This is a genomic window from Acinetobacter sp. F9 (assembly GCF_019195275.1).
Taxonomy (GTDB): Bacteria; Pseudomonadota; Gammaproteobacteria; order Pseudomonadales; family Moraxellaceae; genus Acinetobacter; species Acinetobacter pseudolwoffii.
On record NZ_CP078068.1, the window covers coordinates 2,003,798 to 2,026,946 of the forward strand.

20 protein-coding genes are annotated in these 23,149 nt (G+C 45.1%); 12 read left to right on the forward strand and 8 right to left on the reverse strand.

All coding sequences use genetic code 11. The annotated features are described in order from the left end of the window. The first annotated feature begins 130 nt into the window (after nt 1–130). From KT990_RS09475 to KT990_RS09485, 3 genes are all read left to right on the forward strand, one after another. Nucleotides 131–1,324 (forward strand): MFS transporter, encoded by a 1,194-nt coding sequence (locus tag KT990_RS09475; protein ID WP_218208697.1) that lies wholly within the window; start codon nt 131–133, stop codon nt 1,322–1,324. Between the two features lie 224 nt (nt 1,325–1,548). Next, nucleotides 1,549–3,960: a YgiQ family radical SAM protein gene (locus KT990_RS09480; protein WP_005169087.1), complete on the forward strand. Its 2,412-nt coding sequence runs from the start codon at nt 1,549–1,551 to the stop codon at nt 3,958–3,960. 399 nt (nt 3,961–4,359) lie between these two features. After that, nucleotides 4,360–4,908 (forward strand): DUF2726 domain-containing protein, encoded by a 549-nt coding sequence (locus KT990_RS09485; protein WP_005169085.1) that lies wholly within the window; start codon nt 4,360–4,362, stop codon nt 4,906–4,908. Between the two features lie 53 nt (nt 4,909–4,961). On the opposite strand, the gene KT990_RS09490 is transcribed toward KT990_RS09485, so the two are convergent. From KT990_RS09490 to mdtD, 6 genes are all read right to left on the reverse strand, one after another. Next, complete coding sequence (locus KT990_RS09490; RefSeq protein WP_100357798.1) at nt 4,962–5,318, reverse strand: RidA family protein; 357 nt, start codon at nt 5,316–5,318, stop codon at nt 4,962–4,964. Nucleotide 5,319: 1 nt separating this feature from the next. Continuing rightward, nucleotides 5,320–5,607: a hypothetical protein gene (locus KT990_RS13670; RefSeq protein ID WP_228730803.1), complete on the reverse strand. Its 288-nt coding sequence runs from the start codon at nt 5,605–5,607 to the stop codon at nt 5,320–5,322. A 708-nt stretch (nt 5,608–6,315) separates the two neighbouring features. Next, a complete protein-coding gene (dinB, locus tag KT990_RS09500; protein WP_100355214.1) occupies nt 6,316–7,371 on the reverse strand; it encodes a DNA polymerase IV in 1,056 nt (351 codons plus the stop codon). A 20-nt stretch (nt 7,372–7,391) separates the two neighbouring features. Then, nucleotides 7,392–8,408 carry an MBL fold metallo-hydrolase gene (locus tag KT990_RS09505; RefSeq protein ID WP_180000952.1) on the reverse strand — a complete coding sequence of 339 codons (1,017 nt, stop codon included), beginning with the start codon at nt 8,406–8,408 and terminating at the stop codon, nt 7,392–7,394. Nucleotides 8,409–8,466: 58 nt separating this feature from the next. Beyond that, a complete protein-coding gene (locus KT990_RS09510; RefSeq protein ID WP_159516357.1) occupies nt 8,467–9,246 on the reverse strand; it encodes a GH25 family lysozyme in 780 nt (259 codons plus the stop codon). A 67-nt stretch (nt 9,247–9,313) separates the two neighbouring features. Beyond that, nucleotides 9,314–10,705, reverse strand: a complete 1,392-nt coding sequence (mdtD, locus tag KT990_RS09515; RefSeq protein WP_218208698.1) for a multidrug transporter subunit MdtD — start codon at nt 10,703–10,705, stop codon at nt 9,314–9,316. Between the two features lie 334 nt (nt 10,706–11,039). Between mdtD and KT990_RS09520 the strand changes: the two genes are divergently transcribed. Continuing rightward, complete coding sequence (locus KT990_RS09520) at nt 11,040–12,014, forward strand: hypothetical protein (RefSeq protein ID WP_218208699.1); 975 nt, start codon at nt 11,040–11,042, stop codon at nt 12,012–12,014. A gap of 66 nt (nt 12,015–12,080) precedes the next feature. Here KT990_RS09520 and KT990_RS09525 read toward each other — a convergent pair whose 3' ends face one another. After that, nucleotides 12,081–12,701 (reverse strand): TIGR00730 family Rossman fold protein, encoded by a 621-nt coding sequence (locus KT990_RS09525; protein ID WP_004732555.1) that lies wholly within the window; start codon nt 12,699–12,701, stop codon nt 12,081–12,083. Nucleotides 12,702–13,033: 332 nt separating this feature from the next. On the opposite strand from KT990_RS09525, the gene KT990_RS09530 reads away from it, so the two are divergent. The 6 genes from KT990_RS09530 to KT990_RS09555 all read left to right on the forward strand — a co-directional run bounded on the left by KT990_RS09530 (nt 13,034) and on the right by KT990_RS09555 (nt 21,518). Beyond that, nucleotides 13,034–14,611 (forward strand): TerC family protein, encoded by a 1,578-nt coding sequence (locus KT990_RS09530; protein WP_218208700.1) that lies wholly within the window; start codon nt 13,034–13,036, stop codon nt 14,609–14,611. 73 nt (nt 14,612–14,684) lie between these two features. Next, nucleotides 14,685–15,149, forward strand: a complete 465-nt coding sequence (locus tag KT990_RS09535; RefSeq protein WP_218208701.1) for a YchJ family protein — start codon at nt 14,685–14,687, stop codon at nt 15,147–15,149. Nucleotides 15,150–15,210: 61 nt separating this feature from the next. Beyond that, entirely contained in the window at nt 15,211–15,855 is a 645-nt protein-coding gene (locus KT990_RS09540) for a trimeric intracellular cation channel family protein (protein WP_218208702.1), read from the forward strand. 130 nt (nt 15,856–15,985) lie between these two features. After that, nucleotides 15,986–17,305 carry an MFS transporter gene (locus KT990_RS09545; protein ID WP_005169062.1) on the forward strand — a complete coding sequence of 440 codons (1,320 nt, stop codon included), beginning with the start codon at nt 15,986–15,988 and terminating at the stop codon, nt 17,303–17,305. Nucleotides 17,306–17,470: 165 nt separating this feature from the next. After that, on the forward strand, nt 17,471–19,690 hold the full coding sequence (gene parC / locus KT990_RS09550) for a DNA topoisomerase IV subunit A (protein ID WP_218208703.1): 2,220 nt from the start codon (nt 17,471–17,473) through the stop codon (nt 19,688–19,690). Between the two features lie 151 nt (nt 19,691–19,841). Next, nucleotides 19,842–21,518 (forward strand): long-chain-fatty-acid--CoA ligase, encoded by a 1,677-nt coding sequence (locus KT990_RS09555; protein WP_005094498.1) that lies wholly within the window; start codon nt 19,842–19,844, stop codon nt 21,516–21,518. A gap of 50 nt (nt 21,519–21,568) precedes the next feature. Here the strand turns inward: KT990_RS09555 and KT990_RS09560 are convergent, their stop codons facing one another. Further along, nucleotides 21,569–21,949 (reverse strand): hypothetical protein, encoded by a 381-nt coding sequence (locus KT990_RS09560; RefSeq protein ID WP_218208704.1) that lies wholly within the window; start codon nt 21,947–21,949, stop codon nt 21,569–21,571. A 100-nt stretch (nt 21,950–22,049) separates the two neighbouring features. On the opposite strand from KT990_RS09560, the gene KT990_RS09565 reads away from it, so the two are divergent. After that, nucleotides 22,050–22,448 carry an MAPEG family protein gene (locus tag KT990_RS09565; protein ID WP_180000947.1) on the forward strand — a complete coding sequence of 133 codons (399 nt, stop codon included), beginning with the start codon at nt 22,050–22,052 and terminating at the stop codon, nt 22,446–22,448. A 122-nt stretch (nt 22,449–22,570) separates the two neighbouring features. Continuing rightward, a complete protein-coding gene (gene ppa, locus KT990_RS09570; RefSeq protein WP_074383675.1) occupies nt 22,571–23,107 on the forward strand; it encodes an inorganic diphosphatase in 537 nt (178 codons plus the stop codon). Nucleotides 23,108–23,149: the final 42 nt, after the last annotated feature.

The following is a 23,149-nucleotide window of genomic DNA, read 5'->3' on the forward strand; positions in this document are numbered from 1 at the left end:
GAAACACCCCCCTGCATAAGCAGGGGGGTGTTTTTTTGTGCGTGAAGAAAGGCTTAGGTGATCACTCAGATGAAATCTCCACAGAAAAAATGAGCGAAAGGCGTATACTGGATCTATCTAAGGAGCGGATATGTCCTCAAATTCATCTTCTAGCCATATTGAATATGGTACTACCGCATTTAAAGCAGTACTTTTTTCCTTATTTCTTGCCGGCTTTGCCATTTTCTCATCTTTGTATTGCCTACAGCCGATGATGCCCATTTTGGCAGATTATTTTCAGGTCAGTCCGACTCAAAGTAGTTTTCCCTTATCACTTTCTACCCTTGCCTTAGCCATTGGTTTGCTATTTACCGGACTGATTTCAGACCGTTTCGGACGTAAACCGGTGATGGTCTGCTCCTTGGCATTGATTGCAATTTTGTTAATGCTCAGTTCGATACTATCTCTTTGGTCGGTATTCTTATTGATTCGGATCTTGATTGGTCTCTGTGTCAGTGGTGTGGCGGCAGTCGCCATGACTTATATCGGGGAAGAAATTGCCGGAAAAGATATCGGTTTCGCCATGGGCTTATATATTTCTGGCACGGCAATTGGCGGTATGGGAGGGCGTTTGATTGCCGGAGTTCTAGTTGATTTTATCTCCTGGCAATCTGCTACTCTGATAATTGGTATTTTAAATATCTGTATTGCAGGATTATTTTATTATCTATTGCCGGCATCGCAACATTTTAAGGCTTATCCGATCAAGTTTAATCGATTCAAAAACTCATTCAGGCATAATCTGGCCGATCCGAAACTTCGGATTTTATTTCTGCAAGGTTTTATCCTGATGGGCTGTTTTGTTTCGATATTTAATTATCTCAGCTATCGTTTGCTTCAGGCACCTTTTGAATTATCACAGGCCTGGATTGGTTTAATTTCGGTGACATATTTGGCTGGTATTTATAGCTCCCCCCGAGCAGCACATTGGGGTCGGCATTACGGTAAATTCAAGACATTGGTCGTCATGATGCTGATGATGCTCCTTGGATTAACGCTCATGCTGCTCAACCAGCTGGCTCTGGTCTTTATCGGATTACTAATCTTCACTTTTTCATTTTTTGCGGCGCACTCTACTGCAAGTAGCTGGGTGTCGATCCAGTCGCTACAATATCGGGCAGTCGGTTCTTCGCTATATTTATTCTGTTATTACCTCGGTTCCAGTGTGTTGGGCAGTTCGAGTGGACTGGTCTGGGAAAATTATGGTTGGAGTGGATTAACCGTATTTATTGCGCTACTGTTGCTGAGTGGTCTGGCATTCAGTTTCAAGCTCCGCTCAGATTAGAACATCGTATTTAGATTTTTCTCTATAAAATAAACCCTGTGCATTTATCTTGCGGATTATTTTGCTTTCAATTCTGATGATGACCAGGTTTTGATTTGCTTAGTTCCTGATTTTGTATAAATTATAATCAAGCAAGCTGGGCCTAATTCATGGTAAAATAATCGGCTTTCATCTTTGATCTTATTTTAGATCTCCTATCATCTGCCAGCCGAGAATTGCTAGCCATGTCTACTGCTTATACCATGCAGACTGCGCCAAAAGCGTTGTTTGATTACGACAAATATTGGGCGTCTTGTTTTGACCCTGCGCCTTTTTTGCCGATGTCACGCGAGGAAATGGATCAACTCGGCTGGGACAGCTGTGACTTTATTCTGGTCTGTGGCGATGCCTATATTGATCATCCGTCTTTCTGTTCAGGTATTATTGGCCGGGTATTAGAAGCCCAAGGCTTTCGTGTCGGTATTATTGCACAGCCAGACTGGACCAACGTGGATGCGTTCCGCGTTCTGGGTAAACCGAATATTGCTTGGGGGGTAACGGCAGGGAACATGGATTCCATGATCAACCGTTATACCGCCGACCGTAAAATCCGCTCGGATGATGCCTATTCCCCAGATAATCAGCCAAATAAACGTCCAGACCGTGCAGCAACTGTATATTGTCAGCGTGTCCGTGAAGCATATCCAGATGTGCCTGTATTATTAGGTGGAATTGAAGCTTCTCTGCGTCGTATTGCACATTATGATTACTGGTCAGATAAAGTCCGTCGTTCAGTGTTGATGGACTCAAAAGCCGATCTTTTGATGTACGGCAATGGCGAACGCTCAATTACCGAAATTATGCATCGTCTGGCGCGTGGCGAAAAAATTCACGAGATTACCGATGTTCGCGGTACTGCGTTCATTGTCAATAAACATAACCGTGCATCGAAAGCAAAGTTTGTCGAAATTGCCTCGAATGATGTTGATGCGATTGGCCGTGTCGATCCAATCATTAACCCTTATGTGATGACTGAAGATCTGGAAGGTTGTGAAATTGAAAAAGACAAAGATAGTCTGACTCAATATCAAGGTTTCCAGAAAGAGCCTGTCGCCAATCCGATTGTGCGGGCCGGCGATGAGCTAGATCCTGATACGCAAATTGTGCAATTACAACCTGCTTCAAAAGCAATTAAACATAAATTACCACCGCGTGAACTGGCTGTAATTCGCTTGCCTGCATTTGAAGAAGTGGCTGCAGATCCGGTGCTTTATGCCCATGCCAACCGAATTTTGCATTTAGAAACCAATCCGGGCAATGCCCGTGCCATGGTACAAAAGCATGGTGAACGTGATGTCTGGCTAAATGCGCCACCAATTCCGTTGACCACGGAAGAAATGGACTATGTGTTTGACCTGCCTTATGCACGTTTGCCACATCCTGCTTATGGTGAAGCGCGTTTTCCAGCGTTTGACATGATCAAGTTCTCTGTGAACATCATGCGTGGCTGTTTTGGTGGCTGTACCTTCTGTTCGATTACAGAACATGAGGGTCGTATTATCCAGAACCGTTCTGAAGAGTCGATTCTGCGTGAAGTGGAAAAAATCCGTGATACGGCGCCGGGCTTTACCGGGATTATTTCAGACCTAGGTGGCCCGACAGCCAACATGTACCGTCTGGCTTGTAAAGATCCAGAGATTGAAAAGAACTGCCGTAAACCGTCGTGTGTCTTCCCGGGCGTTTGTCAGAACCTGCATACCGATCATGCACCATTGACCCAGTTATACCGTAAAGCACGTTCTTTACCGGGTATTAAGAAGATCTTGATTGGTTCTGGTTTACGTTATGATTTAGCGGTTTTAAACCCTGAATATGTCAAAGAACTAGTAACCCATCACGTCGGTGGTTATTTAAAAATTGCACCGGAACATACCGAAAAAGGCCCACTCAATAAAATGATGAAGCCGGGGATCGGGACCTATGATCGTTTCAAACAGATGTTTGAACGTTATAGTAAGGAAGCCGGCAAGGAACAGTATCTGATTCCTTATTTCATCGCGGCGCATCCGGGTACGACCGATTACGACATGATGAACCTTGCGATTTGGTTGAAGAAGAACGGTTTTCGTGCTGACCAAGTGCAGACCTTCTATCCATCACCGATGGCAACGGCTACCACCATGTATTACACCGGTAAAAACCCGCTTGCCAAAGTGGCACGTTATACCGAGCAAGTAGATATTGTCAAAGGTGATAAACGTCGTCGTCTGCATAAAGCTTTCTTGCGTTACCATGATTCAAACAACTGGCCGTTGTTGCGTGAAGCTCTGAGAGAAATGGGTCGTCAGGATTTGATTGGTAACTCCAAACAGCATTTGATTCCGACTTATCAGCCTGCTGGCAGTGCAGAAGGTCAATACCAGTCTGCGCGCAAGAAAAACTCGACAGTGGCGGGTGATTCGCAGAAACGTACCGGTGAGCAGGGAAATCGTGGCAAGGCTGCACAAGCTCAGTCCCGTCCTTCAAATACCAAGAAGCGTCCTGAGCGTGGTCAAATCCTGACCCAGCACACAGGCCTACCGCCGCGTGAAACAGGGGATGCCAAAAAACCATTTGGTGGATCAAAGCCGAAAGCAAAGCCTAAATCACGTGCATAATTGAGTTAATAAAAAAGACACTTCGGTGTCTTTTTTTAGCACTTAGGTAAAGTAACGTAGCTTGAAACGAGGACTGAAAAATGTAAAAGGATGTATTATTTACATTAAGTCTGGCTTAAAAGTGATATAAAAATAACACTTTATCGGAATTGTTCTACAGTTGGGCAGATTTGTATTGCGATCAATTCTAGGGATGTTTTAGAGTGCATTATCAGTACTTTAAATCCACTTTCATTGACATAGGGAAAGATGTCATTTTAGGTAACGCAGAATCAGGTTTTGATACCGGTTGTATGGGTATCTAAGCAGATTAGTTGTAAGACCTATTTAAAATAAAGTGTGAGTTTATACTGCACCACAATAAAACAAAAATGATGATAAGAATGCAAGGATTGAGGCATGACCACCTATATTATGATTGGGAGTTTCCTGCTCTTCTGTGTCGTGCTCATGGCATGGAAAACGCTCGGAAATAATTCCAAACCACAAGACAGCGCGTTAAAGCAGCGTGCTATTTTTAACCTGAATGAGCAATTGACCTTCACGCGCTTGAAGGAAGTATTACCTGAATATATTGTTTTGGCCCATGTGTCCTATGACGCCTTAATGACCACCAAATTTAACCGGACGCGACATAAATATCGCAACCTGACTGCAGATTTTGTGATTATGGATCAACAGCATCAGATTATAGCCATTGTGGCTGTGGATGATCCTTTAATCTTGAAGCGTCCACAGCAGACTGGTTTTCAGGATGCCTTGTTGAGTATGGCCGGTTATCGGGTGATTCGCTACGATGATGTGCCGGAATATTACCAGTTGCGGCAAGATTTTCTGCAGGAGCAAGCGCAAATGAAGAAAATGCCCAAATATACGGTCAGCAATGATCTGAAAAAGTATTATTTATATTCAGATTTAGAGCGTAGTAAAATCAAAGCAGTAGGTTAAAATAAAAAAGCATGCCATGAGCATGCTTTTTTATGCATATCGATTTTGCCACATTATTCTGGTTTGACGGCCACGACTGTCATTTCAACCAAAACCCGTGGATCATAAAGTTTTGCCTCGACACAGGTACGAGGTAATGCTTCGATATCAGCCACCCATGCATCCCAGATTTCATTAAATGCCGCATAATCTTTTTCAATGTCTTTTAAATAGATGGTCACCGACATGATGTGACTTTTGTCTGTACCGGCATCTGCCAGAAACTGGTCGATAATATCTAAAGTTTGTTGGGTTTGACCTTTGATATCCAGCTCAACATCTGTGGCCAGTTGCCCGGCAAGATGTACCAGATTGCCCGTAATGGCAATTTCCGAAAAGCGTTTCGAGATATGTAAGCGTTCCACTGTCATATTATTCATCCTGCGTTTTGGGCATCAGGGCTGCGACCAGTGCAGTCAGCAAGCAACCCACTGCCAGATAGAGGGCAATATAATGCCATGAACCGTCTGCCCAAATCACCCATACTGCTGCAATAAATAGGGTAAAACTACCACCAATAGTACTGGCCATCTGATAGCCAACGCCGGCACCGCTGTAGCGATATTCGGTACCGAACAGGGAAGTGAAAATCGGTTGATGAACCTTGACCACCCTGTCGTATACAACATTTGCCAGTAAAATTGTACCAACAATGATCATTCAGGTGTTTTGTGCATCGAGTGCCATAAAGAATGAAAAGGCCGAGAGCGCACCAATCAAACCACCCCAGACACATATTTTTTGATGATGAAATGTATCCACCCGTCAGGCAAAAAAACGGAATGCTGAAACAGCGGATTGCACCGACCATCAAGGTGATATTCCAGAAGAACTGTTTGTCCATGCCAGATGACTGCTAAAAATTCCCATCAGGACGACGGTTAAGACCTGCATTTTCTTATGGCCAAGCTAGTGACCAAAGATCATGCCATCTAAGGGCAAAACAGAAAGCCAACACCAAAAGTGGCCAATGCCGCCAGAGTGTCCATATTCTCACCAATGCTGTGAAAACTGATCTTTAAAAATTAAGGTTGCAACAATGTCGTAAAGGAGAAAATCATATCAATCGACAACAGCACCCACAAAACTAGACAGCGCAGCTTTACGCGTGTTGTTTTTGAACTACAGAAGATTTACAGAAGACATGCAGGAAGGAAGTCCATGAGTTACATCAGAGTTGCCCTGTAATATTCGGATTTGATCGTCACGCCAATCACAGGACAGCATGCTGAAAGTAAAGGTGATTTTCAGCATCTCAGCATATACATGGATAATGCATTGCACAGATAGAGTACTCTAAAAAATCAAAATATAAAAATAAAGTTGCTGTATTTTTAAACTGATGTTCAAAACATGAACAAAAGTCGTTTAGAGCAGTAATAATTGGGTTTCAGTCTCGGGGGCGCTGAGTTGATAGACGCCGACACCGATCAGCCGGAATTGCATCTGCGGCGCGATATGCAGATCATCCAATAGTAAGTCCAAGGCTTGTGCTAATTCCTGCGGACTGCGCAAGAGCTGCTTAAAACTTTTACTGTGCTGCATCACCTGAAAATTCTTGAGCTTTAATTTGACCGTAACGCCGCGAGCTGAAAGCTGTTTTTTTTGCAAGCTTTGCCACAGTTGTGTAACTAAAGCTTCCCAATAGGGATGGCACTGATTTAAATAAAGATCATCATCAAAGGTGGTCTCTTTGGAAATCTGCTGGCGTTCCCGTTCTACTTCGACCGGTCGTTCATCAATGCCTTGCGCATATAAAAACAGCCGCCGTCCATATTTACCAAAATGCTGAATCAGGATGGCTTCATCCATCTGTTGTAAGTCACCCAAGGTATCCAGATTCAGGCTTTTCAGTTTTTCCTGGGTGACTTTACCCACCCCGGGAATTTTCTTCAGCGGCAGATTCTGAATAAAACGCTGCACCTGTGAGGGCTTGATCACACAGATGCCATTCGGTTTGTGCCAGTCCGAGGCAATTTTGGCCAGAAATTTATTCGGTGCCACGCCGGCAGAAGCAGTCAGTCCAGTCACTTGAACAATATCCTCCCGAATCCGCATGGCGACCTCGGTAGCACTCGGAATCTGTTGTAAATTTTCTGTGACATCCAGAAAGGCTTCATCTAGCGATAAAGGCTCAATCAGGGCGGTATATTGCTGGAAAATTTGATGGATCTGTGCAGAAACTTGACGGTATTTGGCAAAGTCCGGCTCAATTACGATGACCTGCGGACAGAGCTTGCGCGCCTGTCCCATCGACATGGCAGAACGTAGACCATATTCGCGTGCCGGATAGGAGGCAGCCGCAACCACCGCCCGGGGATGATGCGAGGCAATCACCACAGGCAGGTGTCTGAGTTCTGGACGTTCACGCAGCTCGACCGAGGCATAAAACGCATCCATATCGATATGAATAATTTTGCGCATAGCCGCTATCTTAAGGGGCTTTAATCGGATTGGGAAGCGACGGCTGAGTTGAGTAAATAGGGTTGCGGTCCGCTGAGCAGAACGACTTTTGTTCCTTGTGCCTCGGCGGCCTGAATCAGAAGATTCAAACTTTTTGGAGTGTCATCGGCAAGACGGGGTAAAAATTGTAGCGGCTGGCTTAAAGGCTGGAAAAAATCATCCCAATGTATCGGGATGACCACTTTGGGTTTGAGCGTTTGCAGGGTTTCAGCCAGATAGTGCCGCTGATAGTCATTGGATTGTCTGGAGAGCTGGGCAATACCCAAAAATAACGTATCGACCTGCAGGTTTTTAAATTGATCCGGGATAAATCCGGTACTGGCCTTGACCAGAATCTTGTGTCCTGAATGCTCAATCAGGTAATCAAAACTGCCGCCTTCCTTAAATTCGGAAAATTTGGCCGGCAGGGCTAAAGGTTGGAATAACTCTTCGCCTAGGTCATCATTTACCGCTGTGGCTGGCGTATGTTGTGAAGGAATTGCGGTTACTTGAAATTTGTTGACGTGCTGTATTTGCCTAGGCGTGACGGAGTGTAACTGCTGCGGACTTACTTTGGGATTTGCCCGGGCGATATTCAGGCTAGTGGGTGAACCGATGACAGCGGTTTCAGGAAGCATTTCCAGTAAAGCCGGTAGATCCAGAACATGATCATAATGCGAGTGACTGACCAGAATGGCTTTGGCCCGGTGCAGTTCATGCTCTTGAATTAGCTGCCTTAATAGCACGCTATCACTCTGAATTGGACCGCTAAGCACTTGCGACAACGACGGCCGGCTAAAGAAACCATCTATCAGGATCTGATCCTGACCATCATCCAGCAACAGGGTGGAAACACCGAAAAATTTAACGTTTAGTCCAGAACGAGAGGAACTGCTTTGCGGCTGCCAGTTCTGAAAGTCACTGAGCTTGCCTGAAGGTTGCAGTAGATAAGCCAGCGCACCCGCTATGAGCAGCAGAACAATCACCAGACTGAGTAAAATACCTTTAATCCATTTCAAGATTTTTATTTCCTTATTTTTCTACTTTTATAAAGCGCTTGTTTTCAAGCGATCGATTTTATTTGGCCTGATGAGTAGATGATGGTACTGCAATTGCATTCATTTTCAGAAAATCCAGCCACTGCTGTTCTGAGCCATAGAACACATTCAGATCCACAGTTGTACTAATGCCGGGAATTTTACCCTGATTGCTATGTTGCCAGAAGGTCCATTTGGGCTGGTTGTTTAAATCGGGCAGACCCTTATACTCGCGTACCCAGAGTGGCACTTCGGGAAAATATCCTGCCAGTACAATATTATAAAATGCTTTAGAAATATAGAAAATTGGCTGTTTGCCATAATGCTTTTGCAGGGCATCGTGCATGATCTGGATTTCGTTTAGAAGCTGCTCTTTGGAATAGGTATTGATGCAATTGCTGTCATATTCCAGATCAATCACCGGCGGTAAAGCATTGGCTTGCTTGGGGACGGAGTCGATAAAGTTCTGTGCCTGAATGCTGCCATCGCGACAAAGCCGATAGAAATGATAGGCACCGACCAGAAAGCCGCGTTCCCGCGCCTTGAGCCAGTTCTCTTGAAAACGCGTATCTTTAAAGTCACCACCTTCTGTGGCTTTCAGATAGACAAAACGGTATTTTTCCGGCGAAATCTGCTGCCATTGAATTTCTTGTTGATGGTGTGATACATCGAAACCCTGGATCGGATAATCTGCTGCATGCGCAGAAGGGGCTTTAATCAGGCAAAGATAAATCATGGCGATAATCATCACGGCGATCAGAATGCCAAGCCCGATGAAAAGCGGCTGTTTGAATCTGTTCAGAGCCAGATTTTTTTGCATTTTCAGTTCTTACCTGTATCTAAACCTGAGCTTAAAGGCTGCATTCGCCTGGCGTTAATATATCGTATTAAACAGGGGTGTTTTTAGGAATATGCCAGAAAATATAAGCCGCAATAATATTGATACAGCCTAAACAGATCAGTGACACATGAAAAGCAGCCACCAGATTGTCAGCGCCGTAATAGGCACTCAGCATGTTGACCAGGGTGCCTGCCAGCGCCACCCCAATACTCATTGACAGCATCATGATCATCGACAGGAAACTGTTGCCGCTACTGGCATCCTGCTGGCTTAAGTCCTTTAAAGTCAGGGTATTCATCGATACAAATTGTAGGGAATTTAAAATGCCGAAGATAAAGAAATGAATTGCACGCAGCCAGATCGGGGTGTCCGCCGTGGTCAGGGCAAAACTGGCAATACACAGACCCACCAATAAGGTATTGACCAGCAAAACCCGACGATAACCAAAACGCTGAATGATTTTTCGGATAATCGGTTTAGACGCCAGAGAGCCGAGTACGGTTGGAATCATCAATAGACCGGTAATAAAGGGCTCAAAACCAAAGGCGACTTGCAACATAAGGGGGAGTAAAAATGGAATCGAGTTACCGCCAAGACGGGCAAAAAAATTCCCCAGAATGCCAATCGCATAAATTTTATTTTTAAAGAGCCGACTGCGGAACAGGGCGTTGCTATGCGTATGCGAATGATAGGCATACATCAGGGCCGCCAAGATTCCGGCCAGAATCAGACTCAGACTCCACCACAGCGAATTTTGTGGACTGGCAAAATTTTCAATTCCCAGACAGAGTCCCACCATGGCCACAACCAGCAAGACAAAGCCCCAATAATCAAAGCGAGCGACCAGCGGTTCAATGACATTCGGCATGGCCTTAAAAGTAATCAGCGCTCCCAGTAAGCCAATCGGCAGATTGATCAGGAAAATCCATTGCCAGGACAGATATTCCACCATCCAGCCCCCAAGAGTTGGACCAATCAGGGGGCCAATCAGGCCGGCCAGACTCATCAGGCTCATGGCGGCCAGAAACTGGGTACGGGGAATGATCTTGAGCATGGCCAAACGGCCGACGGGGAGCAGTAAGGCGCCACCCATTCCTTGCAAGATCCGATAAGCCAGCAATTCATTCAGACTATCTGACCAGGCACAGCCCAAAGAGGCCAAAGAGAAAATAATAATTGCAGCAAAATAGATATTTCTGACGCCGAAACGGTCTGCCAGCCAGCCACTCAAGGGAATACAGGCTGCCACAGACAAGACATAAGCCACCACAACACTGTGCATGCGTAAAGGATCGGCCTGTAGGTTATGTGCAATCGCGGGCAGAGCTGTATTAATAATGGTGGTATCCAGCCCCTGCATAAAAAATCCGATCGATACCAACAAGACCAGCAGTCTGAATTCGGGATCTAAGGCTTGATGCATAGGCGTGGCATTCATAATTCTGGAAAACTGAAAATTTTGAATAGTTTAAAGGAAGAGTAAGGCACAGGTGTAGTGAATACGTGTGAACTTTTTTTCAAGATATAAATCAGTTATAAGTGTAAAACTCATAAGAAAGTGAGTATTTATCAGATCGGTGCCTCATATCTGTAAAGAGCGATAAAAATAAAATTAAAGCAGTACTTTTTGTTTATAAACAGCTTTCTCTGTCATTTTCATCTTTATCAAATGAAAATATGACAAAATTGTCATGAAAATGAAATAAAACCGTCATAATCTTGGGCCAACTTTTCAGCAATGCTGAAATCTCCTCGCGTATAGGTTTGTTTTTATGACAATCGAGATTTTGATGGTGATCGGCTTCTGTTTAGCCGCTTATTCTATTGTCGGAAATGATGTGCCTCAAACCTTAGGGACATTTATTTCTTCGAATGCACATCGTCCCTGGTGGGTGTTGTGGATTTATATCAGCTCAATTCTAATTGTCGTATTGGTCTATGGTTGGTATGCATCCGGGGTGGGTGATGCCTCATATGGCCGTTTAGAAACGATTCCTTTCCCTGAAGGTGGCATTACCTGGCTGTACATTGTGCCGCCTATTCTCCTGTTAATGCTCACCAAATACGGGATTCCAGTCAGTACCACCTTCCTGGTTCTTACGATTTTCTCTCCTGCCAGTCTAGGCTCGATGATGGTGAAATCGATGATGGGCTATGCGGTGGCCTTTGTGGTGGCGATTGTCATCTATCGTTTTGTGGTCAAGCAACTGGCACAACATTTTGCCAAGACACGTCATCAGGAGCACTCCAAGGTCTGGATGGGCTTGCAGTGGGTCTCTACCGGTTTCCTGTGGAGCCAATGGCTGATTCAGGATCTGGCCAACATCTTCGTGTATGTACCACGTCAGGTGCCGTTTGAATTCCTGATGTTTGCGATTATGGTATTCGTGGTCTTGCTGGGCGTGATTCTGTATCAACGTGGTGGGGCCATCCAGAACATTGTCGACACCAAAACTGGTGTCACCGATATTCGTGCTGCGACGATTATCGACTTCCTGTATGCCATTATCCTGTTGATCTTTAAAGAATGGAGCAACATTCCAATGAGTACCACCTGGGTGTTCCTCGGGTTACTCGCAGGTCGTGAATTTGCCATGTCGATGATTCTGGATGAAGTCAACAAACATCGTACTTCACGTAATGTCAGTGCAGATGCGATGAAACTGATGTTCGGTCTGGCCATGTCTGTGATTCTGGCAACAACTTTGCCGATGTTTTACGAGTTCGTGACGAATTATGGTCAATAAGTCCTGATATTAAAAATCCAATAAAAAAGCGAGCCAGGTGCTCGCTTTTTTATTAATTGGAACGGTTTAAACCACAAATCTTTGCGGATGGCCTAAATTGGTTAAAGTTGTATAAATTTCTTCTTCGTGTTCGCAAATGATCAGTTTGGCGCGATGCTGTGGTGGTAAAAAACCATCTTCGACTGCACGGTCCAGCTGCGCAATCAAGGCATCATAGAAACCATTCACGTTATACAGCATCATCGGTTTCTGGTGCTGGTTCAGCTGACCCCAGGTGGCAATTTCCAGAATTTCCTCAAACGTGCCCAGTCCGCCCGGTAGTGCCACAAAGGCACAGGCCCGCTCAGCCATCATAGCCTTACGTTGATGCATGCTGGTCACCACATGTAATTCAGTGAGCTGGTTATGGGCAATTTCATAATCCAGCATAAATTCGGGAATCACCCCAACGGCTTCACCGCCATGCTGGATCATGGCATCCGCGACCTGTCCCATCAGGCCAATACTGGCGCCACCATAGACTAGCCCGAAACCATGTTCTGCCAGTCCTTGCGAGAGATGAATGGCTTTTTCTAAATAAACCGGTTTGTTGCCTGCACGTGAACCACAATAGAGTGCCACTAGAGGGCGAGTTGTTTTTGGGGAGTTGTCTTTAAAATAATCTGTCATTTGAATTACGCTTTGCATTTATTTTCTTCACCTTATCATTTTTCTTTCTGGTGACTCTAGCTTAATTAATAAATATGACAATTCTGTGTGCGGCTACATTTTCACTGCAATAGGGCTCAGCAAAATTCATCGATAAACAGCCATGAAAACAGGTGAATTTCAAATTGATCTTGATATACTGAAAATTGGTTTCACAACAATAGAACGAAAATGGGTAGTGGTAGTTGGCCGTGTAACGCTATAAATCGCCATCAAATAATTGATATTATTCAATATCAAAAAGATTATGCTGTTTCATTTCAGCCTCAGTTCATTCAGTACAGCAGTCCTGAGTTTCAGGAGCCAAGCGTATGATCTTTGAATGGATGTCTGACCCCTCAGCCTGGGTCGGTTTACTCACATTAATTATTCTTGAGATTGTACTCGGGATCGATAATCTGGTTTTTATTGCCATTCTGGCGGAAAAACTCCCACCAGAACAACGTAATACCGCACGGGTTGTGGGCTTAATGCTGGCCCTGTTGATGCGTTTGATCTTGCTGGCTTCGATTGCCTGGGTGGTGACGCTCACCGATCCACTGTTCCAGATCTTTGATCATGCTTTCTCGGGCCGGGATCTGATTCTATTGTTTGGTGGGGTATTCCTGCTGTTCAAAGGCACCATGGAACTGCATGAGCGTCTGGAAGCCAAACCTGTCATTAAAGAAGAAAATCCGGTCCATGCGGTATTCTGGATGGTCATTGTCCAGATTGTGGTCCTGGATGCGGTATTCTCGCTCGACAGCGTGATTACTGCGGTGGGCATGGTCAAAGACCTGTCCGTGATGATGATTGCCGTGATTATTGCCATCGGGATTATGCTCTGGGCATCCAAAGCCTTGATGGATTTCGTCAATAAGCATCCGACCGTGGTGATTCTGTGTCTTGGCTTCCTGATGATGATTGGTTTCTCGCTGGTGGTAGAAGGCTTTGGTTTCCATATTCCAAAAGGTTACTTATACGCAGCGATTGGCTTCTCTGTCATTGTCGAATTTATTAACCAGACCATGAAACGCAATCAGGAAAAAATGGTGACCACCACGGATATGCGCTACCGAACTGCTTCTGCAGTGATGCGGATGCTCGGTGGTAAACCTGCTCAGGACAATGATTCTTCGGAGCCGGAAGATGTTCTGGCAACCCGTGCCTTTGCTGATGAAGTCTTTAATGATGACAACGGCATCTATCACAGTGTCATGGTGCAGGGAGTTTTGGGTCTGTCTGAACGTCCGGTAAAATCGGTGATGACGCCGCGTCCCGAACTGGAATGGATCGATCTGGACAATGATGCCGACAGCATCAAAGCACAATTGTTGCAGATGAGCCATTCGCGTTTGATCATCGCTCGCGGCGAACTGGACAATATTGCCGGTGTGGTGCTGACCCATAAAGTCCTGAATGAATATATTGAAACTGGGGTGCTGGACTTTGAAAAGCATTTACGTGAGCCAGTCATCGTGCATGAAAATGCTCAGGTACTGATGGTGATGGATCAATTGCGTCAAGCACCCTTACAGATGGCAATTGTGCTGAATGAATATGGCTCAATTGAAGGGATTGCCACGCCGATTGATATTCTTGAAGCGATTGCCGGTGAATTTCCAGATGAAGATGAGCTGCAAGTGGCAGCAGAAAGTCTGGATGATGGCAGCCTGATTCTGGACGGTTCCACCGATATTCGTCACGTTTCCTTGCTGCTGGATCGTGATCTGGTCAATGAAACTGAAGAATATTCGACCTTATCTGGCTATGTGTTATTCCATATGGCACGTTTACCGCACAGCGGTGAAAAGTTTGAAGCAGACGGGCATATCTTTGAGGTGGTGACCATGGACGGTCATAAGATCGATAAAGTGCATATCATTCCGCAGCTTCCTGCACAGGACTAGACTCTAGCCAGTGTTTGGCCTGTAAAGTTTGCTAAAATAGCCCGCATTGTCGGGCTATTTTTATGGAACTGAAATGTCAGAAGCATGTCCATGTGGACAAGGCGAATATCACAACTGTTGTCAGCCGCTGCATGCAGGACAACAGGTCGCAGAGACTGCACAGCAACTCATGCGTTCCCGTTATAGTGCCTTCGCCAAGCATGAAATCGATTACATCAAAACCACCACCGCGCTGGGTCAGCAACAGGCACTGGACCTGCAAGCGATTAGTGATTGGAGCAAGGCCAATCAGTGGTTAAAACTTGAAATTGTTCAAACCAATGAAAAACTAGATAAAAATCATGCCTTAGTCGAGTTTAAGGCGCATTTTCATGATGGTAAGCAGGCACAAGTGCATCATGAAGCTTCGCATTTTGTAAAATTTGAAGGCCACTGGTATTTTCTGGACCCGACCACGGAGCAGAAACTCAGCATGAAACAAGTTTGCATTTGTGGCTCGGGGAAAAAATTTAAGCAATGTTGTGCGGGATTTTTATAACTTTCACATAGATTTAGCTTAGAATAAGCGCCATCTCAAAGCCTCAGGTGGAAGCAGGGCGATGTTACTGACCGTCATCTATATTATTGCAATTACCGCTGAAGCGATGACCGGGGCACTGTCCGCTGGCCGGCGCAGCATGGACTGGTTTGGTGTCATGATCATTGCCTGTGTTACGGCACTGGGTGGTGGGTCGGTTCGTGATGTTCTGCTGGGACATTATCCTTTAACCTGGGTCAAACACCCCGAATATCTGGTGCTGACCTGTTGCGCTGCTTTCGTCACCATCCTGATTGCAAAATGGATGCGCCAGTTACGTAATGTCTTCCTGGTACTGGATGCCTTGGGTCTGATTGGTTTTACCATTATTGGCTGCCAGATTGCTCTGGAAATGGGACAGGGCTTTGTGGTCAGCGCCGTTGCCGGGGTCTTGACCGGCGTGTCTGGCGGGATTTTGCGTGACATTTTATGTAATGATGTACCTTTGGTTTTCCGTCGTGAACTGTATGCCAGTATTGCTTTTGTTTCAGTGATCTTTTACTGGCTCTGTAGCCATTACGGCTTGTCGCAGGACCTGACCATTCTTTCCACCCTGATTTTCGGCTTTAGCTTGCGTTTGATCGCCATCTATTTTGGACTGGAAATGCCAAAATTCATTTATAAAGAAGATGATGAACATTCGGCATCTTCCAAAGACGAATCCTGATTTGTAATCGTCATGAATGCGGCTATAAAAAATAGCCGCATTCAGCTTAATTCATAGTATAAAAAATACAAAGCAGCCTACCTGTTGAGAAAGCAGCATCTCCCGTTCCACCTGATCAGAGATTTTTGTTATGGATTTAGTTTCTCGCATACAACGCTTACCGATTGGTCGGTTTCATTACACCTTGCTGGTGGTGATTGGACTCGGTTGGATGTTTGATGCCATGGATACCGGATTGATTTCGTTTATTCTGGCAAAAATGGCTGAAGACTGGCAGATGACTGCGGATCAAAAAAGCTGGGTAGTGTCGATTGGTTTTGTTGGTATGGCAATCGGTGCAATCTGTTCAGGTGGTCTGGCAGACCGTTTCGGCCGTAAAACCGTATTCGCTGTGACACTGGTGATTTATAGCTTGGCTACAGCGGCCTGCGCTTTTGCACCGAATTTGACCTGGTTGTTGGTGTTTCGTTTTATCGTCGGTTTAGGTCTGGGTGGACAGTTACCCGTGGCAGTGACGCTGGTCAGTGAATATATTCCTGCGCATGTGCGTGGCCGTTTTATCGTATTGCTGGAAAGCTTCTGGGGACTGGGCTGGTTGGTTGCGGCTCTGGTATCGCGCTTTGTCATTCCGGATTTTGGCTGGCAAACCGCTTTCCTGATCGGTGGTCTGCCTGCGCTATATGCGATTGTGATCTGGAAAATGGTGCCGGAATCTATTCCATTTCTGATTAACCGTGGCCGTGTAGAAGAAGCTTCGGCACTGGTGAAAAAGATCGAGCGTCAATGCGGCGTTGAAGTTTATGAAATCTTTGAAGTGAAGCCGGTCGCAGAGAAACAGCATATTTCATTTACCCAGTTGTGGTCGGGTATCTTTGCACGTCGTACCCTCATGCTGTGGCTGATCTGGTTCGGTATTATATTTTCTTATTATGGCATCTTTACCTGGTTGCCAAGTTTGCTGGTCAAAGAAGGCTATAGCATCGTCCAGTCCTTTGAATACGTGCTGATTATGATTTTAGCGCAGTTGCCCGGTTATCTGGTGGCAGCATGGCTGGTCGAAAAACTCGGTCGTAAACCGACCTTGGCAGGTTTCATCGGCATGTGTGCCATCTCGGCATATTTCTTTGGCCAGTCGGGCAGTGTCACCGAAATTGTGATCTGGGGCTGTCTGATGTCCTTCTTTAATCTGGGTGCTTGGGGCGTGCTTTATACCTATACACCAGAACAATATCCAACCAATATCCGTGCTTTTGGTTCAGGCTGGGCTGGCGCAGTAGGCCGAATTGGGGGCATCGCAGCACCTTTTGCTGTCACCCATCTGATGGGCATGCCAAATGGTTTCAGTTATGTCTTCACCATGTTTACTGCGGTTCTGGTTGCCGTTGCAATCGTGATTCTGGTTTTGGGTGAAGAAACCAAAGGCAAGACCCTTGAGTCGATGGGCTTATAAACTTGATGAATTTTTAGTTGCTTAGGGTCTATAAAGTGGATATTTTTAGGCCATAAGACACAAATTGTCGCGCTGAGGCATTTGATGCTCTTGTGTCATCCCCAGCCGCGACATAGCATAAGAAACATTGATACAAAAACGAATTATTTAGGACTATAGGTTGTTATGACAAGCCTTGCGCATCATGCGACAGAAAACCGCTCCGTAGCAGAATTTACCGAACAAGCTTATCTGAATTACGCCATGTACGTGATTATGGATCGGGCATTACCGCACATCAGTGATGGCCTGAAACCGGTACAGCGCCGTATTGTCTATGCCATGAGTGAGCTGGGCCTGAAATGGACTAGCAAACCAAAGAAATCTGCACGTACCGTCGGTGACGTACTGGGTAAATATCATCCGCATGGTGACTCGGCCTGTTATGAAGCCATGGTGCTGATGGCACAGCCGTTTAGCTATCGTTATCCGTTTATTGAAGGACAGGGCAACTGGGGCTCACCCGATGATCCGAAGTCTTTTGCCGCAATGCGTTATACCGAAGCCAAACTGTCTCAGTACAGTGAACTGTTACTGTCTGAACTGGGTCAGGGTACCTGTGACTGGCAGGACAACTTTGACGGTTCGATGAAAGAGCCGGTGAACTTGCCGGCACGTGTACCGAATATTCTCTTAAATGGTACAACGGGAATCGCCGTCGGTATGGCCACCGACATTCCGCCGCATAACCTGCGTGAAGTGATTAAAGGCACCATTGCCCTGATTCGTAACCCGAATCTGACCGATGAAAAAATCTCAGAATATATTCCTGCGCCGGACTTGCCGACCAAAGCAGAAATTATTACCCCACCTGCTGAACTGTTAAAAATTCAGGTCACAGGTCGTGGTAGTTATCGTATGCGCGCGGTCTATACCGTCGATAAAAATGAAATTGTGATTACCGAACTGCCATATCAGGTCTCAGGCTCCAAAATCATCACCCAGATTGCCGACCAGATGCAGGCCAAGAAACTGCCTTTGGTCAGCGATGTACGGGATGAATCGGATCATGCCAATCCAACCCGTTTAGTGATTGTATTGCGTTCTAACCGGATTGATGCCGAAGCGGTGATGAGTCATTTATTTGCCACCACTGATCTGGAATCGAGCTACCGTGTCAACATGAATATGATTGGTGCCGATGGCCGTCCACAGGTGAAATCGATTCGTCGCATTTTACTGGAATGGATCGAGATCCGTAAAACCACGGTGACCCGTCGTCTGCAATATCATCTGAACAAAATCGAAAAACGCCTGCATATTCTGGGGGGGCTGATCATTGCCTACTTGAGTATCGATGAAGTGATTCAGATTATTCGTGAACAAGATCAGCCCAAGCCCGTGTTAATGGAACGCTTTGGCATTGATGAGATTCAGGCCGAAGCCATTCTGGAGCTGAAATTGCGTCATTTGGCCAAGCTTGAAGAAATGGAAATGCGCCGTGAGCAGGACGAGCTGGAAGCGAAGGCTGCGGTGATTCGTGAACAGCTGGCCAATCCGGAATCTTTAAAAGCGCTGATCATCAATGAACTGAAAGATGATGCCAAGAAATTTGGCGATGATCGCCGTTCGCCACTGGTGCAACGTGCCGAAGCTGCTGCGATTAATGAAAATGAAATGTTACCAGCCGATCCTGTGACCGTTATTTTGTCGGAAGCTGGCTGGATTCGCTGTGCCAAAGGCCATGATGTTGACGCTGAAAATCTGAATTTCCGTGCCGGTGATCAATATCTCAGCCATGCACAGGGCAAATCCAATCAGCGTGTCTATATATTAGATGAATCGGGACGTAGTTATGCCTTGCCAATCAATAACCTGCCGTCGGCGCGTGGTCTGGGTGAACCTTTAAGTTCAAAATTATCACCTGCCAGCGGCATCGGTTTTAAACAGGTCTTTGTTGCAGAGGATGAGACGGAAGTCCTGGCGCTGAGTAACAAGGGCTATGGTTTTAAAACGCAGGCCAAACAGCTGGATACCAATGCCAAAGCAGGGAAGGCCTTCCTGAACTTATCCGATGGGGCGCAAGTCATGAGCCTGCAGCCACTCGAAGATGCCACGCATGTTGCACTGCTCAGTTCAGCAGGACGCCTGTTGATTGTCGATTTGGCAGAATTGCCTGTATTGAACAAAGGTAAAGGAAATAAATTGATACAACTTGAAGGTGGTGATCAAATTTTGTCCATAACAATATTGAAGCTTGATGAAATAATTCAAGTGCTTGCAGGACAACAGCAGTTAAAATTAAAAGGGGATGATTTGCAGAAATATATCGGCAAGCGCGGTGCAAAAGGACAGCTTTTACCACGCGGATATCAAAAAGCAAATAAACTGTTGATTCAAAGATAAGACTAGCATCCATCCTGTAAAATACGTTATATATGAACAACGATTCAACAAGATGGATGCAATATTGCACATATACAAGTCTAAAAATGGCGTGTGATATTGAAAAAAACAGTTGAAAACACTAAGGATTATGATTGGAGAGATGGGCATTATGGAAAAAATTTGGTTGGCTGAATACCAAAAGACAGGGATTCCAGAAACAGTAGAATTACCGGCAGAGAATACTTCTCTAGTCGATGTTTTTGAACGTAATTTCCAAAAATTTGGTTCGCGTGATGCCTTTATCTTTATGGATAAGGCCATGACTTTCAATGATCTGGAAGAGGCGAGCCGTAAGTTTGCAACGTATTTACAAAGCTTGGGGTTGGCAAAAGGTTCACGTGTGGCGGTGATGATGCCAAACGTTCTTCAGTATCCGGTCGTGGCACTTGGGGTTTTCCGCGCAGGGTTGGTACTGGTCAACGTCAATCCACTTTATACTTCGCGTGAACTTGAGCATCAACTCAATGACTCAGGTTCCGAAGTTCTGGTGATTATTGAGAACTTTGCCTCTGTTTACCAAGCGATTCTGGGTAAAACCCCGGTAAAACATGTGGTTATTGCTTCTGTAGGCGATATGCTGGGTGCTTTGAAAGGAACTCTGGTGAACTTTGTCTTGCGTTCTGTGCGTAAGCAGATTCCAGCTTGGGACATTCCAGGCCACGTGAAATTCAATACGGCATTAAATAAAATTAGCCCGAGCAATTACAAACGTCCTGAGTTGAGCCTGAGCGATACTGCGGTTCTACAATATACTGGTGGTACTACCGGCGTATCGAAAGGGGCTGAACTGACACATCGTAACCTGGTTGCGAACATGTTGCAGTGTGACGGGATCTTCCAGAGTAAGTTTGGTGCACAAGATGGCCAGCCAGATGACCGTATTTTCTGTGCCTTGCCGCTTTATCATATCTTTGCATTCATGGTGTGCGCACTTTATGGCATGTATAAAGGTCAGGCCAACGTCCTGATTCCGAATCCGCGTGATCTTCCTGCGGTGATGAAGGAACTACGTAAATACCAGCCGACTTTCTTCCCGGCAGTGAATACACTATTCAATGCGCTGGTGAACAATGAAGAGTTCAAACAGCTTGATCATAGCAAGTTGAAAATGGCGATGGGCGGCGGTATGGCGGTACTTCCTTCTACAGCAGCAGCATGGAAAAAGCTCACTGGAACCAATATTGTTGAAGGTTATGGCTTGTCTGAAACCTCTCCGGTTGCAACGGCAAACCCGCCTGCTTCTGAAGAATTCAGTGGCACCATCGGTATTCCATTGCCATTAACTGAAGTGGCGATTCTGGATGATGACGGCAATGAAGTTGCACTGGGTGAGCAAGGTGAAATTTCAATCCGTGGTCCTCAGGTCATGAAAGGCTACTGGAACCGCCCAGACGAAACTGAAAAAGTCATGGTTAATGGCTTCTTCCGTACTGGTGATATCGGTGTCATGGATTCACGTGGTTATGTGAAAATCGTAGACCGTAAAAAAGACATGATTTTAGTGTCTGGTTTTAACGTGTATCCATCTGAGATTGAAGAAGTTGTTGCAACCCATCCAAAAGTACTGGAAGTGGCTGCGATTGGTGTGCCAGATGAAAAATCTGGTGAAGTACCGAAACTGTTTGTTGTGAAAAAAGATCCGTCTTTGACAACAGAAGAAGTCTTGGCCTTCGCTAAAGAAAATCTGACCGGTTATAAACGTCCACGCTATGTGGAGTTTATGGACGAATTACCGAAATCGAACGTGGGTAAAATCCTGCGTAAAGATTTACGTAAAACAGCTTAAACTCGATATTAAAAAAAGCGCCTGATGGCGCTTTTTTTATTTGCAGGTTTTTATTTTTTCATCAGCCAGCGGTCAAAATAAGGACGTCCTACACCGACTACTCCCAGAAAAATAAACATGGTGCCAAATTGGCGGGTAAATCCTGTCTGGTTAAAGTTGCCATAACTCAGAATATTGTCGACCACACAATAGACCAAAATGGCTACCATCCAGTGCCAGATTGGCATGCGCTTGATGCCGACGGCATAAAAGGCAATCCATAAAATGGCAAAGCTAAAGATCGGCGACCAGATATTCATATTGGCACAAATCACGGCCATCAAAAAAGCCACAATCGGCAGCACGATTTTTAATACGCGATCCACTTGACGTTGATGCTGGCGCTGTTTATCGAGGACATCGAACATTTCATTTTGCTCAGGCGCGACCATAGTGAATCCTTCTTAAGTAATAAAAAACACTCTATTTAACAAAATTTATTCACGAAACACCATGCTATGATAGATATAAAATTTTCATGAGAAAAAACAGATGCACAGCATTAGTGGGGTGATTTATCTCATTTTAGCCGCTTGTCTTTTGCCTTATGTATTTACTTTGATTGCAAAGAAATCGGCAGGCTTTAGCGCGAAAGACAATCAGAACCCACGAGAGTTTTTAGCAAAATCAACCGGGCTCTCGAGCCGTGCCAATGCGGTTCAACAAAATAGTTTTGAAAGTTTACCATTGTTTATTGCCGCTATTTTAATGGCTGAATATATGGTGGTCTCTCAAACCCTGGTCATGACCTTCGGGATAGCCTATCTGGTATTTCGTGTGTTGTACGGCATTTGTTATCTGGCCAATTGGGCGACTTTACGTTCGATCGTCTGGCTACTTTCAATCTTATGTCCTGTGGCTTTATTGCTGCTGATCATCAAGATCGTTTAAGCAATCAATTACAGTTCGCGGACATATTTACAGTTCGATATTTTAAAATCCAAACATTTCTTTAAAAACCGTTATAATTGTCGCGGTTTTTTAAAAGATATAACTTGTTAAAGAGTGATGCTATGAGCTACAGCAATATCCCAGCGGGTAAAGATGCGCCAAACGACATCTATGTCATTATCGAAATTCCTGCCAATGCAGCACCGATCAAATACGAAATTGATAAAGATTCTGATGCATTATTCGTAGACCGTTTCATGGGTACAGCAATGTTCTACCCAGCAAACTACGGTTATGTACCTAATACACTTTCTCTTGATGGTGATCCACTTGACGTATTGGTTGTAACGCCACACCCAGTAGAGCCAGGTTCTGTGATCCGTTGCCGTCCTGTTGGTAAACTGAACATGGAAGATGATGGTGGTGTTGATGCGAAACTGGTTGCAGTTCCACACGACAAATTGACTCCAATCTACAAAGATATTCAGGAATATACTGATCTTCCGCCATTGTTGATTAGCCAAATTGAACATTTCTTCCAGCACTACAAAGACTTAGAGCCTGGAAAATGGGTTAAGTTAAGCGGTTGGGAAGGTGCTGATGTTGCGAAACAAGAAGTATTGGACTCAATTGCTGCATATGCAGAAGCAAACAAATAATTGCTTTACGGTTTAGGTTTTAAATTTTTAAAGCCTAAAATA